This is a genomic window from Haloarcula sp. H-hyl2 (assembly GCF_056934385.1).
The window spans coordinates 1,444,728-1,461,691 of record NZ_JBRIIJ010000002.1 but is presented as its reverse complement, the minus strand read 5'-3'; the positions used below and the strand labels follow the sequence as shown (position 1 = coordinate 1,461,691).

The window sequence follows — 16,964 nt, the reverse complement described above, 5'->3', positions numbered from 1 at the left end:
CCCGGCGAGTCCACTCACATCCGTTCGTTCCCTCGCCGACTTCTCGCTCACTCCGTTCGCGGGAATCCCGGCGAGTCTATCGGCATTTTCTATCGCCCCGAAGGGTCGGCAAGTGACGATATCCATTGTGCTCGAGGCGGGCCGCTGGCTCCCGGAAGTCGTGGCCCAAAGTGCAACGTGCTCTCGGGCCGGCGAGATTACCGTATGGTCGTGCTCTGAGCGAAGTCTGGCTACGCCGGTTCAGGTCGCATTCCGACATCAGCTCCCCGGAAATATCCATAATATTACTTATATGTATCCTGAACAGCGGCAGTAACGGCACCGGTCCAGAGTCGGCTACGACAGGCGGATCGAGAACAGATAAATCGGTAGTATAGCCTCTCTAAACCGAGAAGTAGCAAGAAAGGGACGGTGTCAATTCGATGCGAAATATCAGGCAATTTCTATCCTGAACGTGTTCGCTATGTTTGGTAAGTTCATAGAAGGATTTTAGTCACTGGAATAGTAGGATAAAAATATGTATTTCGAGGGGAGTGCAGGAACCGATAATCGTGGGGTATCCAACGTCGTAGCAGCGGTGTTGCTTATCGGGATCACAATGGTCGGGATCGCTATTGTTCTCTTAGCAGGGTCAACTGTCGTGGAAGACCTGAACACAGACTCGAAGGAGGAGATTTCCGAGGAGACGATGCTGAAAGTGGATAGTGTTTTCCAACAGGCCGACGATGAGGGAAAAACGTTTGAGATCAGCGACGAAATCGACAAGGATGTCTCTATCAATCGGAACGCGACCTATAACGTGACACTCAACGAGAAACCGGCGTGTTCAACAGGACCACGACAGATGGGGACGATCAGACACGATGGGAAAGATGCGGTTATCGCCTACGAGGCAGGTGGCGTCTGGAAGATGACCGACGCAGGGGCGGTGATGAGTACACCACCTGACCTGAACTACGACAACGGTTCTCTCTCTGTGTCGTTCACCAACGTCACCGGTAACCTCACTTCGAGTGGGACGCTGAAGGCGACTTCCAACGTCACGCAAGAGGTTAACGAGCAGCGCGAAATGAGTCATGCCCTATACGGTAGCGGTGGCTGTTCGCCCGCAGCGGTCGAAAACGCCTCCTTGAAAATCAGCAATAGTACGTTCGCACGTGCATGGACTGACTGGGCCGAGAGCAACTACGACGACAAGCGAGTGAATGTCGCTGTCGAAGGCGGGAAACCCGCCGAACCCGGAGACAACATCACGGTACATTTCAAACTCGGCGATGTCTCCGACCCCGAGTTCAGAGCGAAGAACCTGACAGTGACTCCCACTGGGGGAGGAACCTACGATATCACCGCCGAAGTCACAAACACGGGAGGACTGAGCGCGACTAAGGAGGTCAGGTTCGTATACAACAATGGGACAGTCACGACCCCAAAGGACGTGACGCTCAACGGGAAACAGACGAAGACGGTCACGTATACGTTGGATGGAACCGATGTCGTTCACAGCGGGAGCCCTCCGCGGCCACGCAACGTTACGATCGTCACCGATAGAAGCGCGACCGAAAAGATCCAGTTCAACGGCGACAACGTATCGCCGAACGTCAAGTTCGCAGCGGATGATATTCCTGGTGGGACGACCGTCAGTAGTTCGACCGATGGGCATGTCTGGGTGAAAAACAACGGTGACATGACGAAGACGGCAACCCTCAAACTCAACGTCACTGGCCAACTGAACACGACCTGGAGTGCGACGGTTCACCCGGGCGAGAACGTCAGCGTCGACGTAAGCAACGCACTCCCGATCAATCGTGAAGGCAGGCATCAGTTGAACTTCAGTGTCGGCAGTGATTCGAAGCAGGTCCCGTTCGTCGTCGGCCCGCCAGGTCGCTTCAGTATCACTAACCTCAGCTACACCACGCCCACGCGAGGCGACAGCGAGACGTTGTCGGCAAAAATCAATAACACCGGTGACCAGACACTGACCGGCTACATCAACGCGACGATCCGGAACGAAGACACTGACACAATCGTCGCCAGTACTAACGCGACAAAAAAGCTGCGCGGTGACGAAAGCGTATCACGAGCAGTCACGCACACATTCTCCAATACTGGGTCGTACAGTCTGACCGTGGAGACGCCAAACCAGACCCGGCAGAGTACGTTCTACGTCACAGCCGGGAACACGGCACCGAACTTCGTCATCAAGCGTCTGGAGATCGATCCAAGCAGTGTCAGGGAGACCAACGACGTTACGATCAACGTGACAGTGACCAACAGCGGCGGAACAGCCGACGAGCAGACACTCGACCTCGACAACGAGAGGACAGACACCGATCTCGCGGAGTGGAATATAAGTATAGACCCCGAAAAATCAACCACCGAACGGTTCACGACGACCGTCGAGAACGGCTCGGATGACTTCAAACTGGGCCAGAACACGATCATGGCTCAGACCAAAAACGGTTCGCTGAGCCAGATTCTGGAGGTCAGCGAGGAAGGCTCCGGTGTCGAGGAGGGCGAAGACAGCGACGGCAGTGATTTCCTCGAATTTGCCGAGGACGCCCGTATCAAGATCGTCGCGGGTGGTTCGGAACTTGAAGGTATAGATGTGGACTATTCTTGGTGGACAGATGAGACGACCTATACAGAGATTGCGGGACCAACGACCGTCCAGACGTTCGTCGAAAACGATAGCGGATCGTACAAACAACCGCTCTGGACCGACGAGTATGATGGGAACATCAATCACCCGCACGCCGAACAGCGGATGTACCGGGAGAACATTCCCAACCCGTACACGAAACAGATGAACCTCAGTGCCGGGTCGCGGCTATCTATCTATGGAACGTCCTACATCTGTGGACTCCCGCGGGACGATGCCAATTACGTGCATTACAGATACAATCAGACGTTCAACGAGACGTTAGAGATAAATACAAGAACTTGTTCGGACGATTGGAAACACGACCATCGCTACGAGCGGATTCAAATCACCGGTAAAAAAAGCGAGGACAACGTCATAATCCTGCAAAACGACGAGGAGCCGCCGGCATTAGGACAGGCAGGCTGGTACCAGCTCGGACTGAATGGAATGCTTGACACCGTCAACGCGAGCATCGGTGAAGACGAAAAACTCCAGCTCGCGGAAGACCAGTTCATCTTTATGTACGAGCTCTCGAAACCGGGAGCCAGCGAGGAAAACGCCAGTGGTCCTGATGATCCGGACTACAACGACGCCGTTGTGTCGTTGAAAGTCGTCAGTACGGAGCGTGAAAACGTCCAGCCCGCGACGTTCAATATCACCGACGTGGACGCTCAAGCACGGATCGGCAGCGGTGCCGCGGGCACCGATGTCGACGTGACAATCAACAACACCGGGGAGAAAGCCGGACAGGCGAGCGTTTATCCGGCATTTGCGGGGTCTCCGCAGGGCGGTAAAAACACGGCTGTGCTCGAGCCCGGCGAAGAGACGGATATTACTATCACCCTTCCAACAGGCAAGTACGCTCCAGGGACGTACAACTGGGAAGTCGAGGTTACGGGGAGCGACGGCGAAGCCGATGATTCACAGAGCCAGCAGATCCGGATCGGAACTACCAGTGGGCCGTACTACCAGGTGACGAAACTGGACGGACCGACAGCTAGCGAGATCAATTCCAACCCCAGTGACGCTGATGACAGCAATCCTGTGGTTCAGGTACGCATCGATAACACCGGCAAGCAGCAGGGAACTGACATGGACGTGACGCTGGTCTACGAGAGCATTGACACTGGGAGCAGTGGCTCAGGTACCAAGTCCCTGACCATCGCTGATGGCGTTAATAAAGAGCTGACTTTCGAAATCCCTGCAAATCCGGACGACAAAGGGAGGTACAACTACTACGTGACCACACCCAACACGACGAGTGCGAACCAGTCGATCGAAATCGGCCACTCGTACGTGAAGCCGACGAACATCAACATCGGGACAAAAGACTACACGCCCGGGACGCAGATCGTCCGCCGCGGACGTATCTCGCGAATGAACGTCGGTGTCGAGAACACCGGCACAATCGAGGACGAACGGGAGGTGCGTCTCCGGATCAAATCGAAAGACGGGACGACGGTCGTTGACAGTACAAAGAAAGAGGTAGTGTACGACAACGCGGCCAAGCCGACGCAGTACGGCTTCGATGTCAGTTCGCTCTCCACTGGGAGTACGTACAACTACGAGATTCTCGTCTACAACGACACCCAGAGTGCACAGAGTGGACCGACAGTCACGAGGGGCGGCGAGTTGTTCCTCCAGAAAGTCCCCGATGGCGTCAGCACCCGGGAGGACTCGCCGGTTAACGTCGAGTCGGAAGTCGTCAACGTGACGGCTCCGTAGGCGGGACGCCTTCGAGTCCACTCTGACGGTTTCCGCTTCCGTTCGTGATGTCGCTACCGATTGAGCAGGAATCCTTTTGTGGTAGACACCTCAAAGAGCTTGATCTGCTACCCATCAAGGGTGATACGCAATCGATTCGACCCTGATATGGTGACTGAAAGTCGGCTCTTCCGGGAGCAGCACTATCACCGCTGTCCGAGAGGCAACGAACCTGGTCCAGCTGCAGCGGAGGCAAACCAGTCCATCCGCGTCTCAACGCGGCGCGGGACCACCGATGGGTTGGTGAGGACCGGGTCGAACTGGAGTCATCCTCACTCACACCCGATTGGACGGAAGGGCGACGATCAGTGTCTCAATCAGTTTAATTCGGACAATAGCGACACGCTCTCGTGAGTCATGTATCAGGCAACCAAACACTCGGAAGCGCCAGCCTTCCTTCGAAACGGTCGTGAAGCTGAGGTACAATAGTGTAGGAGGAAGCTATGATCAAACAGTTGGCCCCTGACAGAAGTTGGTTCTCGATCAGGAGATGGCCTCGAGACTGATCGAGGTATTCTCGACGACGGCCCGACCGATGCCGGTGCACTCGTAGTGTCCAGACGGCCCGGCCGACGACCACCCCAGATGGCGTTCGAACGTCCGTTCCCACGCGTCTTGATACTGAGTCCCGGTGACGTTTATAATCACGCTGGTTGACTTAGAACTCTGGGCATAGAACAGCGACCGGTTCTCAAGCGAACTCCGAAGCGTGAGTCGACCAGCTGACGACTCGTTGAGATCACCGGCTACCCGGAGGAACGACAGATGGGCGTCTGCACCCCCGCACCGGAGCGGCGGGGAACGGACGACACGCAGCCCACCGTCTTCCTGGACACGGAACACAGCCCCGCTGGTGTAGGCCAGTTCCGTCCCTGTGCTCGTGGTCCGGATAAGCGTTCCCGTAGAGACTGTCGTCGTCCGGGTCCCCGAGGCGTTCGTCACAGTCACCTCGAACGACGAGGGCTGCCGTGAGAGCGAGTGCCCCTGCAGTTTGATTGTCGTCTCGCGTCGTGGCGCGCGCTCGTCCTTGTGATCCGAAAGAGTCTCGGCATAGCCGACCATCGTCGATTCGGCCGTGTTGGTCTCGGCACCGTCCCTGACACCCTCGAGCGCCTCGAATCCCCCGAGTGTGACCAACCCGATGGAGCTGATGATGATACTGAACACCAGCGTGAACGCCACGAGGTCTGAGACACCCCGGTCGTGTTCGTCGAATATAGCACTCATAGTCAGTCCTCGATCTCGATGCAGTCGTCCCCGCTATCGTATCGGAGCGTGAGCATCCCACCGTTGGCGATACCTGGACACACCTTGCTCTTGTTCCGGAAGCGAACGACCGTCGAATAGTCCTTCCTCGTCGAGTTCACGTATATCTTCGTCCGACTGCTCGTCAGCACCAGTTTGATCCGGTACTGATCCCCAGCGATCCGTTCGGGGTACCGCGACGTGAACTCGATGTTCGAGTTGAGCGACGACGTGTTGAACTGGTCGAGTCTGACCAGATCGGTCGCGATACCGGAGCCGATGTCGATCAGCCCCTCGCGGGCGATGGATTCCTTTTGATTGTCGATGAGTGTCCCACCGCCGAGCAGGATTCCGGTGACCAGTATCGTCGAGATGCCGATGGTCAGCGCCTGTGTAACCGCTGGGGAGACACCGCGGGTATCGGAGAGCAAGTTGCGGATCATGTCGAGTTCTCCAATGTTATCGTCCGTTCGTAGCCGGTCTCCGGGCCAGAGTACGCGATGTCGACGGCCGGAGTGACGGCGTAACCGCCGGAGGTCCCACTCTGGAACGTGCCCGTCGAGGCGTACCAGAGAGTACCTCGAATTTTGTTCCCGAATTCGATCCGAATACTGTTATACGGTTTGTCCAGCGAATCTCCGAGCGGCGGTAAGGAAGTCGTCGTGCCACCGGCGGTACACTCCCCCGCCAACAGATCGACCTCGATATCCGAGCCAGCGGGACCGGTACAGGTTTGCGGACTCGATCCATGAGGGTCGACCTCGACCTTCCAGAGGTTCGTAGGGGGTCCAGTGTTGTCCACCACGAGTTCCCAGGTGTTACCGCTATCGCCTTCAGCGATGATTTTGAACGGCCCTCCCGATTTGACATCTGTCGCAGTGAAATTGAATACCGAGACCTGGTCGACGTTCGTTGCCATGGTCCAGGTCTTTGGACGGGGAGGATCAAGAGGCCGGAATCCGGCTCCAGGACTCGCTGGTGTGGAGATGAAATAATTCCCCTCCGAAGCGGACGTGTTCATCGTCACGTTCGTGTAGGTCCCCGACTGTGTACCGCTCACCCGCGTGCGGTACCGCGTGTAGTTCCGGAGCGTCGAATTGAACGTCGAGTTGAAGTTCGTAAACGTCGTGTTGTCCTTGACGGCCGCAGAGATGGTCGTGAGATCCCGTTCGATCGCCGTCTCGCGGTCTTCGACCGTCTCGATGCGGTCTGCGCTCTCGGGAGTCGCGGTGTACGTGGTCACGACGAGACTGTTGGTCAGGACGATCGAGAGCAGGAACACGATTGCGATAGCGATTCCGCCCACGAGCAGCAACTGTCCCCGTGTATCCGTGTCGGTCACCATACGATCAATCGCACCTCCACCAGATTGTACAGACGTGTCTCTCTATGCGCATCGGGGATATAGAAGCCCGTACTGCTGGATCTGGGTATGTCCTCGAGTTCAGGTCCCTCGTTCCCACACGCGTTCGACGAGTTTTGGTAACGAGTGTGCATCTCGTCGGTCAGTGCGACCGTCCGGGTCGCCACGGCAGCACCAGTCGACGGCCGGTTGGCAGAGCTGACCGAGTTCTCGGAGACCAGTTCGGTCACTCGTCTCTCGCCCGTGTCGTTGAGATAGTTGAAGTAGAGGTTGTACTGGTTCCCCCGTGAGTCGAAAGTCAGATTGAGCATCCGCTCGAACTCCGCTGGACGACTCGAGTGGTTCCCGTTGATACGTGCTCGTCCGGAGGAGTAACAGAGGATGGCCTTCTTCAGTGCATCCGTGTTCTTGCCGACGGTCAAGAGGTCGTCGGCACGGCTCTCCAATCGTCTCGTCTCTTCCTTGGTGCCGTCCTCCCACGCCCGCGTGTCGATGGACGTCAACCCGAAGACCGTCGCCGAGATGACAAGGATGGCGGCCAACACGCCCTCTAGCGTGTATGCCTGGCCACGCCTGCCCCTCACCATGCACGAACCACCAGCCAACAGACTGGCTCACAGACGTTGTTGTTGTCGTTGTTGAGCCTGATCACCCGGTTCGAGACCGAGGCACTCTGGTTCTCATACGGCGTTCCCCACGAGAGGTTGTGTACCCCCCTGTGTGGACGGAGTGTCCCGGACTGTAACGTGGAACTGTTGACGATACTCACGTTGAGCGTCGGATCTGTCCGCCGGGCTGACGAGACGTTAACCGCCGCCTGTTCGGTAAGGTTTGTCAGCGGTGCAGTGTCGTTCAGTGTTCTGTTTATCCCACCTGCCTGCTTGTAGCGAATCGTGTTCCGCTTGTTGCTGACACTGTAGTTCTCGACGAGATACGACGCGACGCGATCCGCCTGTGGTTGTTCGATCTCCGTCACTGGGTCCTCATAGACCGAGAGCGCACCGCCCTGGATGAAGGCGAACGTCCCGATGATCGTCACGAGCAGGACGCTCGTTCCGACTGCAAAGTCCTGTGGTGTTTGTCCCCTATCGTTCATATGACCACCCCCAAACAGACCGCTATCCCACAGCGATCCACACCGCAAGTGCGATCGTCTGCAAGACGACCGCGAACTTGACACCCGCTGCTATTTTCACCTCACGTATATATCCAGCGATGAACGACGACAGGAGTGCCTGCAGCGTCACCGCGTGGAAGAACAGCATCGACAGGGCAGCCGTGTCGACGTTGCCACCGAACTGCCCGCCACCAGCGCTCGAACCGCTCGATCCGGATGCCTGGGACGCCAGTCCCGACATCACGTCCAGGAACTGGGTCTTCAGCAGCGCCATCACACCCAGCAGCGTGAGATACGTCATCAGGATGATGACGACCTGCATCCGGGTGCGGGACTTGCGGTCCCGGTCGATGTCGTCCTGGTTCTCCGAGGCCTGTGCGGCCGTCGAGAGGACGTCCTGGATCTGGCTCGACGCCTCCTGTGCCTCGGCGATGAGTTTCACCGTCCGGGCGAGCCGTGGCACGTGGTACTTGTTGTTGAACTCACGCAGGGACTGTTTCAGGCTGGTCCCGTAGTTGACCTTCGCGTGGATGGTCTCGAACTCCTCTGAGAGTTTTCCCGAGGAAGTCTCCGAGACGACCTTGATCGATTCCAGCAGCGTCATCCCGGTGTCGTTCGCCGACGCCAGTTTGCGCAGGTTCTCCGAGAGGTTCTTGACGATCGCGTTCCGCGAGCGCTGGTTCCACTCGTAGAAGATCGTCAGCGGGATGAAGTTGATGTACATCGGCATGTACACCCAGAAGAACGTCGCCCGGACGGGGTTCTGGATGAATCCACCGGGGCCGTTCAACTGGAGGGGTGCGAAGCCAAGCAACACAGCAGCGACCAACGCGACGATCGAGATGGGAATCGTCAGCCCCAGTACCAGCAGCGGATGGTCACGGAAGAAGTAGTGCGGTTCCGTGAGGATGTTGACCAGTTCGTAGGTCCCCTCCCGGCTCTTGATGCGATCGAAGACGCTGAACTCGCCGGTGTACCGTTCGACCAGGCCGAGGTTGAACACGCCGACACCCTCGTCGACGACGATGTCCTCCTCGCCCGCGTTCGGACGGAGATAGCCGTCGCCGATGGAGTCCTGTGTGACCGTCGAGGTCAACACGAGGAACCCGACCCCGACCAGCGGGATGAGGACGTAGACCGTGCCGTAGATGAGCATCTGCTGGGCGTTGCCCATCATCGACATGATGACGAGGATGATGATGAGCAAGAGCGGGAACAGCGAGAGCGTCATGTACATCTCGCCGAACAGCTCCAGGGTCTCCAGCATCTTCTCCTGTTCCTGCCGGGCGGTCCGCATGTGTTTCTCCTTCTGGTCCTCGAGGAAGGAGGTCATGTCCCCACCGGAGTTGATGATCGAGAGCATGTCGGTGAGGAACTGCGAGAGTTCGTCCGAGGGCGTCTCTAGTGCCTGATTGCGAACTGCCGTCCGGTAATCGGTATCGAAATACTCCGTCTCGAGAACGATCGACTGGAACTCGCGGGCGACCTCCCCATAGGTGTCGTCGGCCTGTGCCATCGCCTGGAGGATCTCCAGTTGGTTCAGCCCACCCACCGAGAGCGCATACATGAACGAAACCGCGTCGGACAGCAGAACGTTGATCTCACGTTCACGGGCGTTCGCCCGGAAATACGGGATCGAGACCAGGGATCCGAAGCCGATCCCGAAGCCGATCGCACCGAACAACAGGCCGGTGATCAGTATCAGCAACGGGATCTTCAGCATGTTGATGATGTTCGCGAGCGAGTCCGAGACCGCGAGCCCGAGCAGTTCCAGACTCTCCCCGCTGAGGTTGAGCAGTTCGACCATCACCACGCCCAGGAACGTCCCGAGCAGCCACAGGGCGATGCCAGAGATGACCCCCACCGCAAGCGCGCGTGCGAGGAACATCTCGACGTTGTCGGCCATCCGGGCCTGGGAGAGCTTCTTCTCGACGCTGCGCACGAAGTCGCTGTCCTCGTTGAACAGCATCTGGTACGCCGGATAGAACGTGTCGCCCAGCGTCCCACTGTCACTTAGCTGTTGTTGCCCTCGTGTGTCGAGGCTCATCCGTCGTCTGCCTCCGTTCCTGCCTTGGGAACGAACTGTCCGAAGTCGACCTCGTCTTCCTCCTCTTCCTCTTCCTGGACGGCGTCGCCGTCCATCAGTGCCGAGACGATGTCGGGCGTCTCGCGGCTCATGAACTGATCGAACAGCGGCTGTGCGTTGTCGAGGATGTTCTTGCTCTCTTCGAGCATCTCCTCGGGTGCCTCCGGCCGCGGGACCATCTCCTCTTTCTCCGGATCGATATCGATCTGAACGGATTCCATCTCCCGGAGGTCCTCCAGCGAGACTTCGAGCTGGCCGTTCGCGATGAGTGTGAGGATGGTGTCCGGGTCGTTGATGAACGCCTGGATGGTCGCTGCGACCTCCGTGTAGGTGTTGAGCCCCTGCTCGATGAGATACGCCAGGACGACCTTCCGTTTGAACAGCTCTTCGTCGAGTTTGTCCTGGGTCCACCCGCGGTCGAACTTGACCTCTTCGAGGGTGTTGGAGTTACCCATCTGGATGTACTCGTCGGTCTCGGCGCGCCATTCGTAGACGTCCCGGACGTTGATCTCGTCGTTCTCGGCGGAGTACTCGTTGATCTCGGTCAGGGACTTGTTCCGGCGGACCTTGTTGCCGTCGACACGGGTCTGAGTCTGGATGGAGACCAGATCCAGCGCCGTGAACAGCGTCTTCGAGACGTTGATCGGTTCGGTCGTGAACCGCTTGATGACCTCGCCGACGGAGTCGGCGTGGAACGTCGTGTAGGTGGTGTGCCCGGTCGACATGACCTGGAAGAGGGTCCGACCCTCCTCACCACGGATCTCACCCATGACGATGTAGTCCGGCCGCTGACGCAGTGCGGCCTCCAGCAGGTCGAACTCGTCGACGTCGCCCGTGTCGTCCTCCCCGAACGACGGCCGGGTGACGCTTGCCACCCAGTTGCGCTGTGGCAGTTCGACCTCGCGGGTGTCCTCGATGGAGACGATCTTGGAGTTCGAGGGAATAAAGAGCGAGACCGCGTTCAGGCTCGTCGTCTTCCCCGAGGCAGTACCGCCGGCGAAGATGAGCGACTTGTGGTTCTCGATACAGAGCCAGAGGAACGCCATCTCGTCCAGACTGAAGGTGTTCCAGTTGATGAGGTCGATCGGCGTGAACGGGACGTCCTTGAACTGACGGATAGTGTAGTTGGTCCCGTGGTCGGAGACCTCACGCCCCAGCGTCAACTGGGCACGTGAGCCGTCCGGCAGGGTCGCGTCGACCTGGGGCTGGCGCTTGGAGATGCCCTTGCCCGACCGCTGGGCGAGTTTCACGACGAAGTCGTCGAGTTCCTGCTCGCCGTGTTCGACGTTGGAGATGATCTGCTCGTAGTCGGTGTGGTAGGCGAAGACACGGGAGTTGTAGCCGTCACAGGAGATGTCCTCGACGTTGATGTCGTGTTTGATCGGATCGATGCGGGCATAGCCGACGAAGTTCCGCTTGAGTTCGTACAGCAGTTTCTCGACCTGGTACTCGTTGAGTGTCGCCGGGTCGTCTTCGAGAATCTTCGGCTCCGGGCGCGTCGAGAGCCCGGTGAGTTCGCCGCCGGTCTGCTCGCTGTCGACGCCCATCCCGAGCATCTGCTTGAACGAACTGAACATCCCGCCACCTTCACCGGTCGAGTTCGCGACCGAACCGTCGTAGAGATCGTAGCGTGAGAGGAGATCCTCGGCCTCACGCTGGATGACCTGTGCCCGATCCTCGTTCGATCCCTGGACGATGACGTCGTCCTCGGAGTACTTGATCGCGGTCTTGAGCTTGCCAGAGAGGAACTCCTTGAGGTCGTTCTCGATCGGGTTGAGGTACGGTTCGACGACGTAGTACTTCTTCTCGTTCTCCTTTCGCGAGTGGAAGATGATGACACAGGCGTAGGGTTTGTTGACCCAGTAGCGCTCTATCTCCCGGAAGTGTGACTTCTTGTTCTCCGGGACGGCTTTCTCCAGATCGTACCGGTTGACGACCGTCGTATACCCCTCGCGCGTAGAGAAGAAGGCGTCCTCGTCGAGTTCCTCGTTGACGTCGACGGTATGTTCGTCGACGTAGTCGGAGAGTGCGTTAGCGATGCTGCCGGCCTCGCCGACGCGGTCCTCGGTGTCGTCAGGGTCGAACCCGAGGTACTGTTCGCCGTCGAACGGCTCCGCGTTGGCCTTGTTGGCCGGCGGCTCGCCGCCCTTGTAATGGTACTCACGTTTGAAGTGCTCCCAGCTGTAACGGTCTTTCGAGACCGGCGTCACCTCCGGGTCGAGTGACGCGTCGAGCGGTTCCTGAACCGTCTTTGCGACCGCACCACCGTCTTCGATCAGTTGTTCGAGATAGCGTGGTTCGAAGCCGAGATACTCGCTCCGGTCGAACCGCCCACCACCGTGGTACTCCTGTCGGAGGTCGTCCCACGTATACTCGCCCACGGCGGCCCCCCTGCCGTCGACACGCCCCATACTGCCGACGGACTCTGCCCCGTCCGTGTCATCAATTGCCATTGTAATTCATCCGTTGGTGTAGGTGAAAAAACTTTACGGCAGCAGATCCCGATACGATCGACTGGTCATCCGGTTGGACGACACTCCCTGACATGGTGTGGCCATGATACAGCCCCATCTGTACTGAAGCTTTCGGGTCGTATTTTATTATTGATAATTGGGTCGGAGTTTCCGTTCCTCGCCAGGGAGTTCGTCAAAGCCTGAAACGGCGAATCAGCCGAGGAACGACTCGATCCGGTCCATCGCCGCTTTCAGATCCGCCATGCCAGTCGCGTAGGACACTCGGAGATGCCCCTCGGCACCAGCGCCGAAGGCGTTGCCTGGGACGACAGCCACGCCCTCGGATTCGAGGAGTGACTCTGCGAACGCCTCCGCATCGTCCCAGGGACACTCCGGGAACGCGTAGAACGCGCCCGCTGCGGGAAAGCAGTCCAGCCCCATCTCGTTGAACCGCGAGAGGATGAACTTCCGGCGCCGGTTGTACTGGGTCGTCATCTCGGCCACCTCGTCCCGACAGTTGTCCAGGGCCTCGATAGCCGCGTGCTGGGCGGTCGTCGGCGCCGAGAGCATGGTGTACTGGTGGATACGGTTCATCGCCTGGATGGCCTCTGGGGGTGCCATCGCGTAGCCGAGGCGGAACCCGGTCATCGCGAACGCCTTCGAGAAGCCGTTGAACACGACCGTGCGCTCGCGCATCCCCGGCAGCGTCGCGATGGAGGTGTGCTCGTGCTCGTAGGTGAGGTCCGCGTAGATCTCGTCGGCGAAGACCATCAGATCGTGCTCCCGACAGAACGCTGCGACCTCGCGGAGTTCGTCACCGGTCATCGTCGCACCCGTCGGGTTGTTCGGGTAGCAGTAGATGAGCGCCTCTGCGTCCGCTGCGCCCGACTCCGCCAGCACCTCACGGGTGAGTTTGAACTCGTCTTCCGCACGCGTCGGCACGTCGACGACCTCGCCACCGGCGAAGGTCACGCCGGGCACGTAGGAGACGTAACACGGCTGTGCGACCGCCACGGCGTCGCCGGGATCTAACAGCGCACGGAACGCCAGGTCGATCCCCTCGCTGGCCCCGGCAGTCACGAGGATCTCCTCGTCGGGATCGTAGGTCAGGTTGTGCTCGGCGGCCTCGTAACGGGCGATCCGCTCGCGGAGTTCACGCTTGCCCCGGTTGGCCGTATAGGAGGTCTTGCCCTGTTCGAGCGACGCGATAGCGGCTTCGCGAGCCGCCCAGGGCGCCGAGAAATCGGGCTCGCCGACCCCCAGCGAGATGATGTCGTCCATCTCCTCGGCCAGTTCGAAGAACCGCCGAATCCCCGACGGTGGCACCGACTCGACGCGGGCGGACGGTTCGAATGTCATGGTGAAACCGAGAGTCGGTCGTCGTCGTCGTGGTCGTCGAACCGTATCCCCTGTTCCTTGTAGGAGTCCATGACGTAGTGGGTCACCGTCTGGGTTATCTCCGGGATGGGAGCGATCTTGTTGCTGATGAAGTGGGAGACCTCACGCATCGAGTCGCCCTCGACCTCCAGGTCGAAGTCGTAGTCGCCGCTGATCAGCCGCAGCGAGGTCACCTCGGGAAACTTGGCGATCCGGTCGGCGATGTCGGCGTAGCTGGTCTCCCGGTCGAGGGTGACGTTGAGTTCGACCGTCGCACGGACCCGCTCCTCGTCGGTCTCGACGGCCTCCCAGTCGACGACGGCCTGGTAGCCCCGGATGACGCCGGCCTCCTCGAGTTCCGCGATAGTCGACTCGACGTCCTCGGCCGACTGGCCGGTCATGTGCGCGATGTCGTCCGTCGTGTACCGGGCGTTCTCCCGGAGGAGTTCGAGAATCTCTCGGCGGCTGCTCATACTCAGACGGCGCGCGGCGGTAGACAAAAGCCTTGCTCCGTCGTGTGAGTGGTTCACAGCCATTCTCGGAGCAGCGTCCGCCGAGACAGTAGCTGAGACTGACGGTGGCTTTACTTTGGTGGGGGCCATGCACCAGAACGATGTACGACGAGGTCAGCGAGCGTCCCGACACCGATTCTGGGTGGGCCCACGTCGCGCGACACGACGAGTCAGCTGCCGTCATCGACGCTGCGCTCCGGCTTGACCCCGACGAAGAGTACACGAAGACCGAACTGAGCGACGCCGCTGGCGTCCCCTTGAAGACCCTCTATCTCGACGGGACACTGGACGACGTCGTCGATATCGGCTTACTGGAGAAACACGACCCCGACGGCGAGGAGGCGACCTTCGCGGTCGACACCGACAGCGACGTCTACGAGGCCGCCAGCGCCTTCGACGACGCCGTCGTCAAACACATCCAGACCCGGGGTTGAAGCCGAACCGCGACGGTTTTCACGGTCGCCCCGTCAGTGACGACTATCGTGGTATCGTCCACCCAGTCACGGCTCGTGGTCGGCCTGGTCGGCGGGTCCCACGTCGTCAACCACGCCTACTTCATGCTGTTGCCGCCGATATTCGGCCCGTTACAGACCGAACTGGGCCTCTCGGACGCACAGCTCGGCGTCGCGCTCGGGCTGGTCGGCGTCGTCGTGACGGCGCTCCAGTTGCCACTGGGGTCGGTCTCGGATTCCCGCGGCCGGACACCGGTACTCGCGCTCTCGCTGTTCGTCGGCGCGCTCGGGGCTGCACTGACCGCCACCGCGGGCAGTTACCCGCAGTTGCTGCTCGCCAGTGTCGTCGTGGGCGTCGGTATCGCTGGCCATCATCCGGCGCACTACCCGCTCATCGGCGCCGCGACCACGCCCGCGACTCGCGGGCGGGCCTACAGCGTCCACGGGTTCACGGGCGCGGTCGGATTCGCGGTCCCGCCGGCAGCGGTCGCCGCCGCCAGCACGCTCGGACTCGGCTGGCGGCTGGCCATCGGCGCGGTTGCGGCTCTCGGTGCCGTCTACGCCGTCGGCGCCATCTTCCTGCTATCCCGCCGCGTCGACGACGAGATCACCGGCCCGACGGCGACCGCCGGCCCCGACGACGAGCCCCTGCTCGTGCGGGCACGGCGGGAACTCCGCGAGGTGGTCTCCGCGCCACCTATCGTCGCACTCACCGTCCTCTGGTTCGTCTCCTCGATGGCCGGCTGGGGGATCAAACAGTACACTGCGACGCTGCTGACCGGCGGCTACGCACTCGCACCGGCGACGGCCAACGCCGCCGTCTCGGCGATGCTCGTCGTCGGCGCAGTCCTCATCTTCGGTGGCGGGTGGGCCACCGACCGGTACAGCCCCGGCCCGGTGCTCGTCGGCGGCTACGTCGCGCTGGTCGTCGTCGCCGGGCTCCTAGCGCTGGGGACACTGCCGGTAGCGGGCGCGCTCGGCCTGGTACTGGTGTTGAGCGCCACCGTCGACGCCAGCCGTCCGGCCCGTGCAGCGCTCGCGGACGCCTTCTCGCCGGAGGGCGCTGCCGGGAAGAACTTCGGCCTGCTCACCATCGGCATCTCCGGCGGTGGCGCGGTCGCCCCACCAGTGCTGGGTGCCGTCGTCGAGCGGGTGGGCGTCGATGCGGCCTTCTGGGCGATCACGGCGATCGGCGCCGTGGCCGTCGTCTTGACCGTCGGTGTCCTCCTCGTCGGCCAGCGACTCCCGAGCGCCGCAGCCAAGCCGAGTGACTGATCGGGCGCTCGCAGTGCTTTTGTCGCCGACGTGCCTAGACCGGCGTACGATGGTCGCTCTCGACTCCGAATCCGACGTCCTCCAGCGTGGCGACGCCGCACCGAACTTCGAACTCACCGGGACGGACGGCGAGACGTACTCGCTGGCCGACTTCGCCGACGACGAGGCGCTGTTGGTCGTGTTCACGTGCAACCACTGCCCCTACGCCAAGGCGAAGTTCGGCGAACTGAACCGGCTCGCCGCCGACTACGACGAACTGGCCGTCGTGGGCATCAATCCCAACGACCCAGAGCAGTACCCCGACGACTCCTTCGAGCGGATGCAGGAACTGGTCGCCGACGGCACCATCGCCTACGACGCGTACCTCTTCGACGAGTCCCAGTCGGTCGCGGCGGCCTACGGCGCCCGCTGTACGCCCGACCCGTTCCTGTTCGACAACGACGATGGGACGTTCCGACTCGCCTACCACGGTCGCCTGGACGACGCCACCAACCCCGACGACGACCCGACCGAGCGCGAGATGGCCGGCCACGTCGAGACGCTGCTCTCCGGCGAGGAGATCACCGCCGACCAGCAACCCTCCCGTGGCTGTTCGGTCAAGTGGCGCGAGGGCAACGAGCCCGACTACTGGAACGCGTAGGCCGGCGAAAGACGTCGACTGCGGGTAGCCGACAGTTAG

13 protein-coding genes are annotated in these 16,964 nt (G+C 60.3%); 4 read left to right on the top strand and 9 right to left on the bottom strand.

All coding sequences use genetic code 11. The features are described 5' to 3' along the window. The first annotated feature begins 517 nt into the window (after positions 1-517). The gene (locus Hhyl2_RS17355; RefSeq protein WP_483552018.1) at positions 518-4,366 is read left to right on the top strand and encodes a DUF7289 family protein; all 3,849 of its coding nucleotides are present in this window, start codon (positions 518-520) and stop codon (positions 4,364-4,366) included. Between the two features lie 522 nt (positions 4,367-4,888). Here the strand turns inward: Hhyl2_RS17355 and Hhyl2_RS17350 are convergent. The 9 genes from Hhyl2_RS17350 to Hhyl2_RS17310 form a co-directional block, all read right to left on the bottom strand. Further along, positions 4,889-5,632: a DUF7289 family protein gene (locus tag Hhyl2_RS17350; protein WP_483552017.1), complete on the bottom strand. Its 744-nt coding sequence runs from the start codon at positions 5,630-5,632 to the stop codon at positions 4,889-4,891. A 2-nt stretch (positions 5,633-5,634) separates the two neighbouring features. Beyond that, a complete protein-coding gene (locus Hhyl2_RS17345) occupies positions 5,635-6,093 on the bottom strand; it encodes a DUF7266 family protein (protein WP_483552016.1) in 459 nt (152 codons plus the stop codon). Beyond that, positions 6,090-6,995 carry a DUF7261 family protein gene (locus Hhyl2_RS17340; RefSeq protein WP_483552015.1) on the bottom strand — a complete coding sequence of 302 codons (906 nt, stop codon included), beginning with the start codon at positions 6,993-6,995 and terminating at the stop codon, positions 6,090-6,092. Before Hhyl2_RS17340 ends, Hhyl2_RS17345 begins: the two co-directional genes overlap by 4 nt. Next, the gene (locus Hhyl2_RS17335) at positions 6,989-7,600 is read right to left on the bottom strand and encodes a DUF7288 family protein (RefSeq protein WP_483552014.1); all 612 of its coding nucleotides are present in this window, start codon (positions 7,598-7,600) and stop codon (positions 6,989-6,991) included. Before Hhyl2_RS17335 ends, Hhyl2_RS17340 begins: the two co-directional genes overlap by 7 nt. Further along, positions 7,594-8,109 (bottom strand): DUF7287 family protein, encoded by a 516-nt coding sequence (locus Hhyl2_RS17330; protein ID WP_483552013.1) that lies wholly within the window; start codon positions 8,107-8,109, stop codon positions 7,594-7,596. Before Hhyl2_RS17330 ends, Hhyl2_RS17335 begins: the two co-directional genes overlap by 7 nt. Before the next feature lie 22 nt (positions 8,110-8,131). Continuing rightward, complete coding sequence (locus tag Hhyl2_RS17325; protein WP_483552012.1) at positions 8,132-10,177, bottom strand: type II secretion system F family protein; 2,046 nt, start codon at positions 10,175-10,177, stop codon at positions 8,132-8,134. Continuing rightward, positions 10,174-12,669, bottom strand: coding sequence for a type II/IV secretion system ATPase subunit (locus Hhyl2_RS17320; protein ID WP_483552011.1), 2,496 nt, complete (start codon positions 12,667-12,669; stop codon positions 10,174-10,176). The genes Hhyl2_RS17325 and Hhyl2_RS17320 overlap by 4 nt, the downstream gene beginning before the upstream one ends. Before the next feature lie 213 nt (positions 12,670-12,882). Further along, positions 12,883-14,028, bottom strand: a complete 1,146-nt coding sequence (locus Hhyl2_RS17315; protein WP_483552010.1) for a pyridoxal phosphate-dependent aminotransferase — start codon at positions 14,026-14,028, stop codon at positions 12,883-12,885. Next, on the bottom strand, positions 14,025-14,519 hold the full coding sequence (locus tag Hhyl2_RS17310; protein ID WP_483552009.1) for an Lrp/AsnC family transcriptional regulator: 495 nt from the start codon (positions 14,517-14,519) through the stop codon (positions 14,025-14,027). The genes Hhyl2_RS17315 and Hhyl2_RS17310 overlap by 4 nt, the downstream gene beginning before the upstream one ends. A gap of 140 nt (positions 14,520-14,659) precedes the next feature. Here Hhyl2_RS17310 and Hhyl2_RS17305 point away from each other — a divergent pair, with 140 nt between their 5' ends. The 3 genes from Hhyl2_RS17305 to Hhyl2_RS17295 are packed head-to-tail and all read left to right on the top strand — an operon-like array spanning position 14,660 to position 16,925. After that, the gene (locus Hhyl2_RS17305; protein ID WP_483552008.1) at positions 14,660-14,992 is read left to right on the top strand and encodes a hypothetical protein; all 333 of its coding nucleotides are present in this window, start codon (positions 14,660-14,662) and stop codon (positions 14,990-14,992) included. Between the two features lie 48 nt (positions 14,993-15,040). Beyond that, positions 15,041-16,285 carry an MFS transporter gene (locus Hhyl2_RS17300; protein ID WP_483552007.1) on the top strand — a complete coding sequence of 415 codons (1,245 nt, stop codon included), beginning with the start codon at positions 15,041-15,043 and terminating at the stop codon, positions 16,283-16,285. 49 nt (positions 16,286-16,334) lie between these two features. Beyond that, positions 16,335-16,925 (top strand): thioredoxin family protein, encoded by a 591-nt coding sequence (locus Hhyl2_RS17295; RefSeq protein ID WP_483552006.1) that lies wholly within the window; start codon positions 16,335-16,337, stop codon positions 16,923-16,925. Positions 16,926-16,964 lie beyond the last annotated feature (39 nt).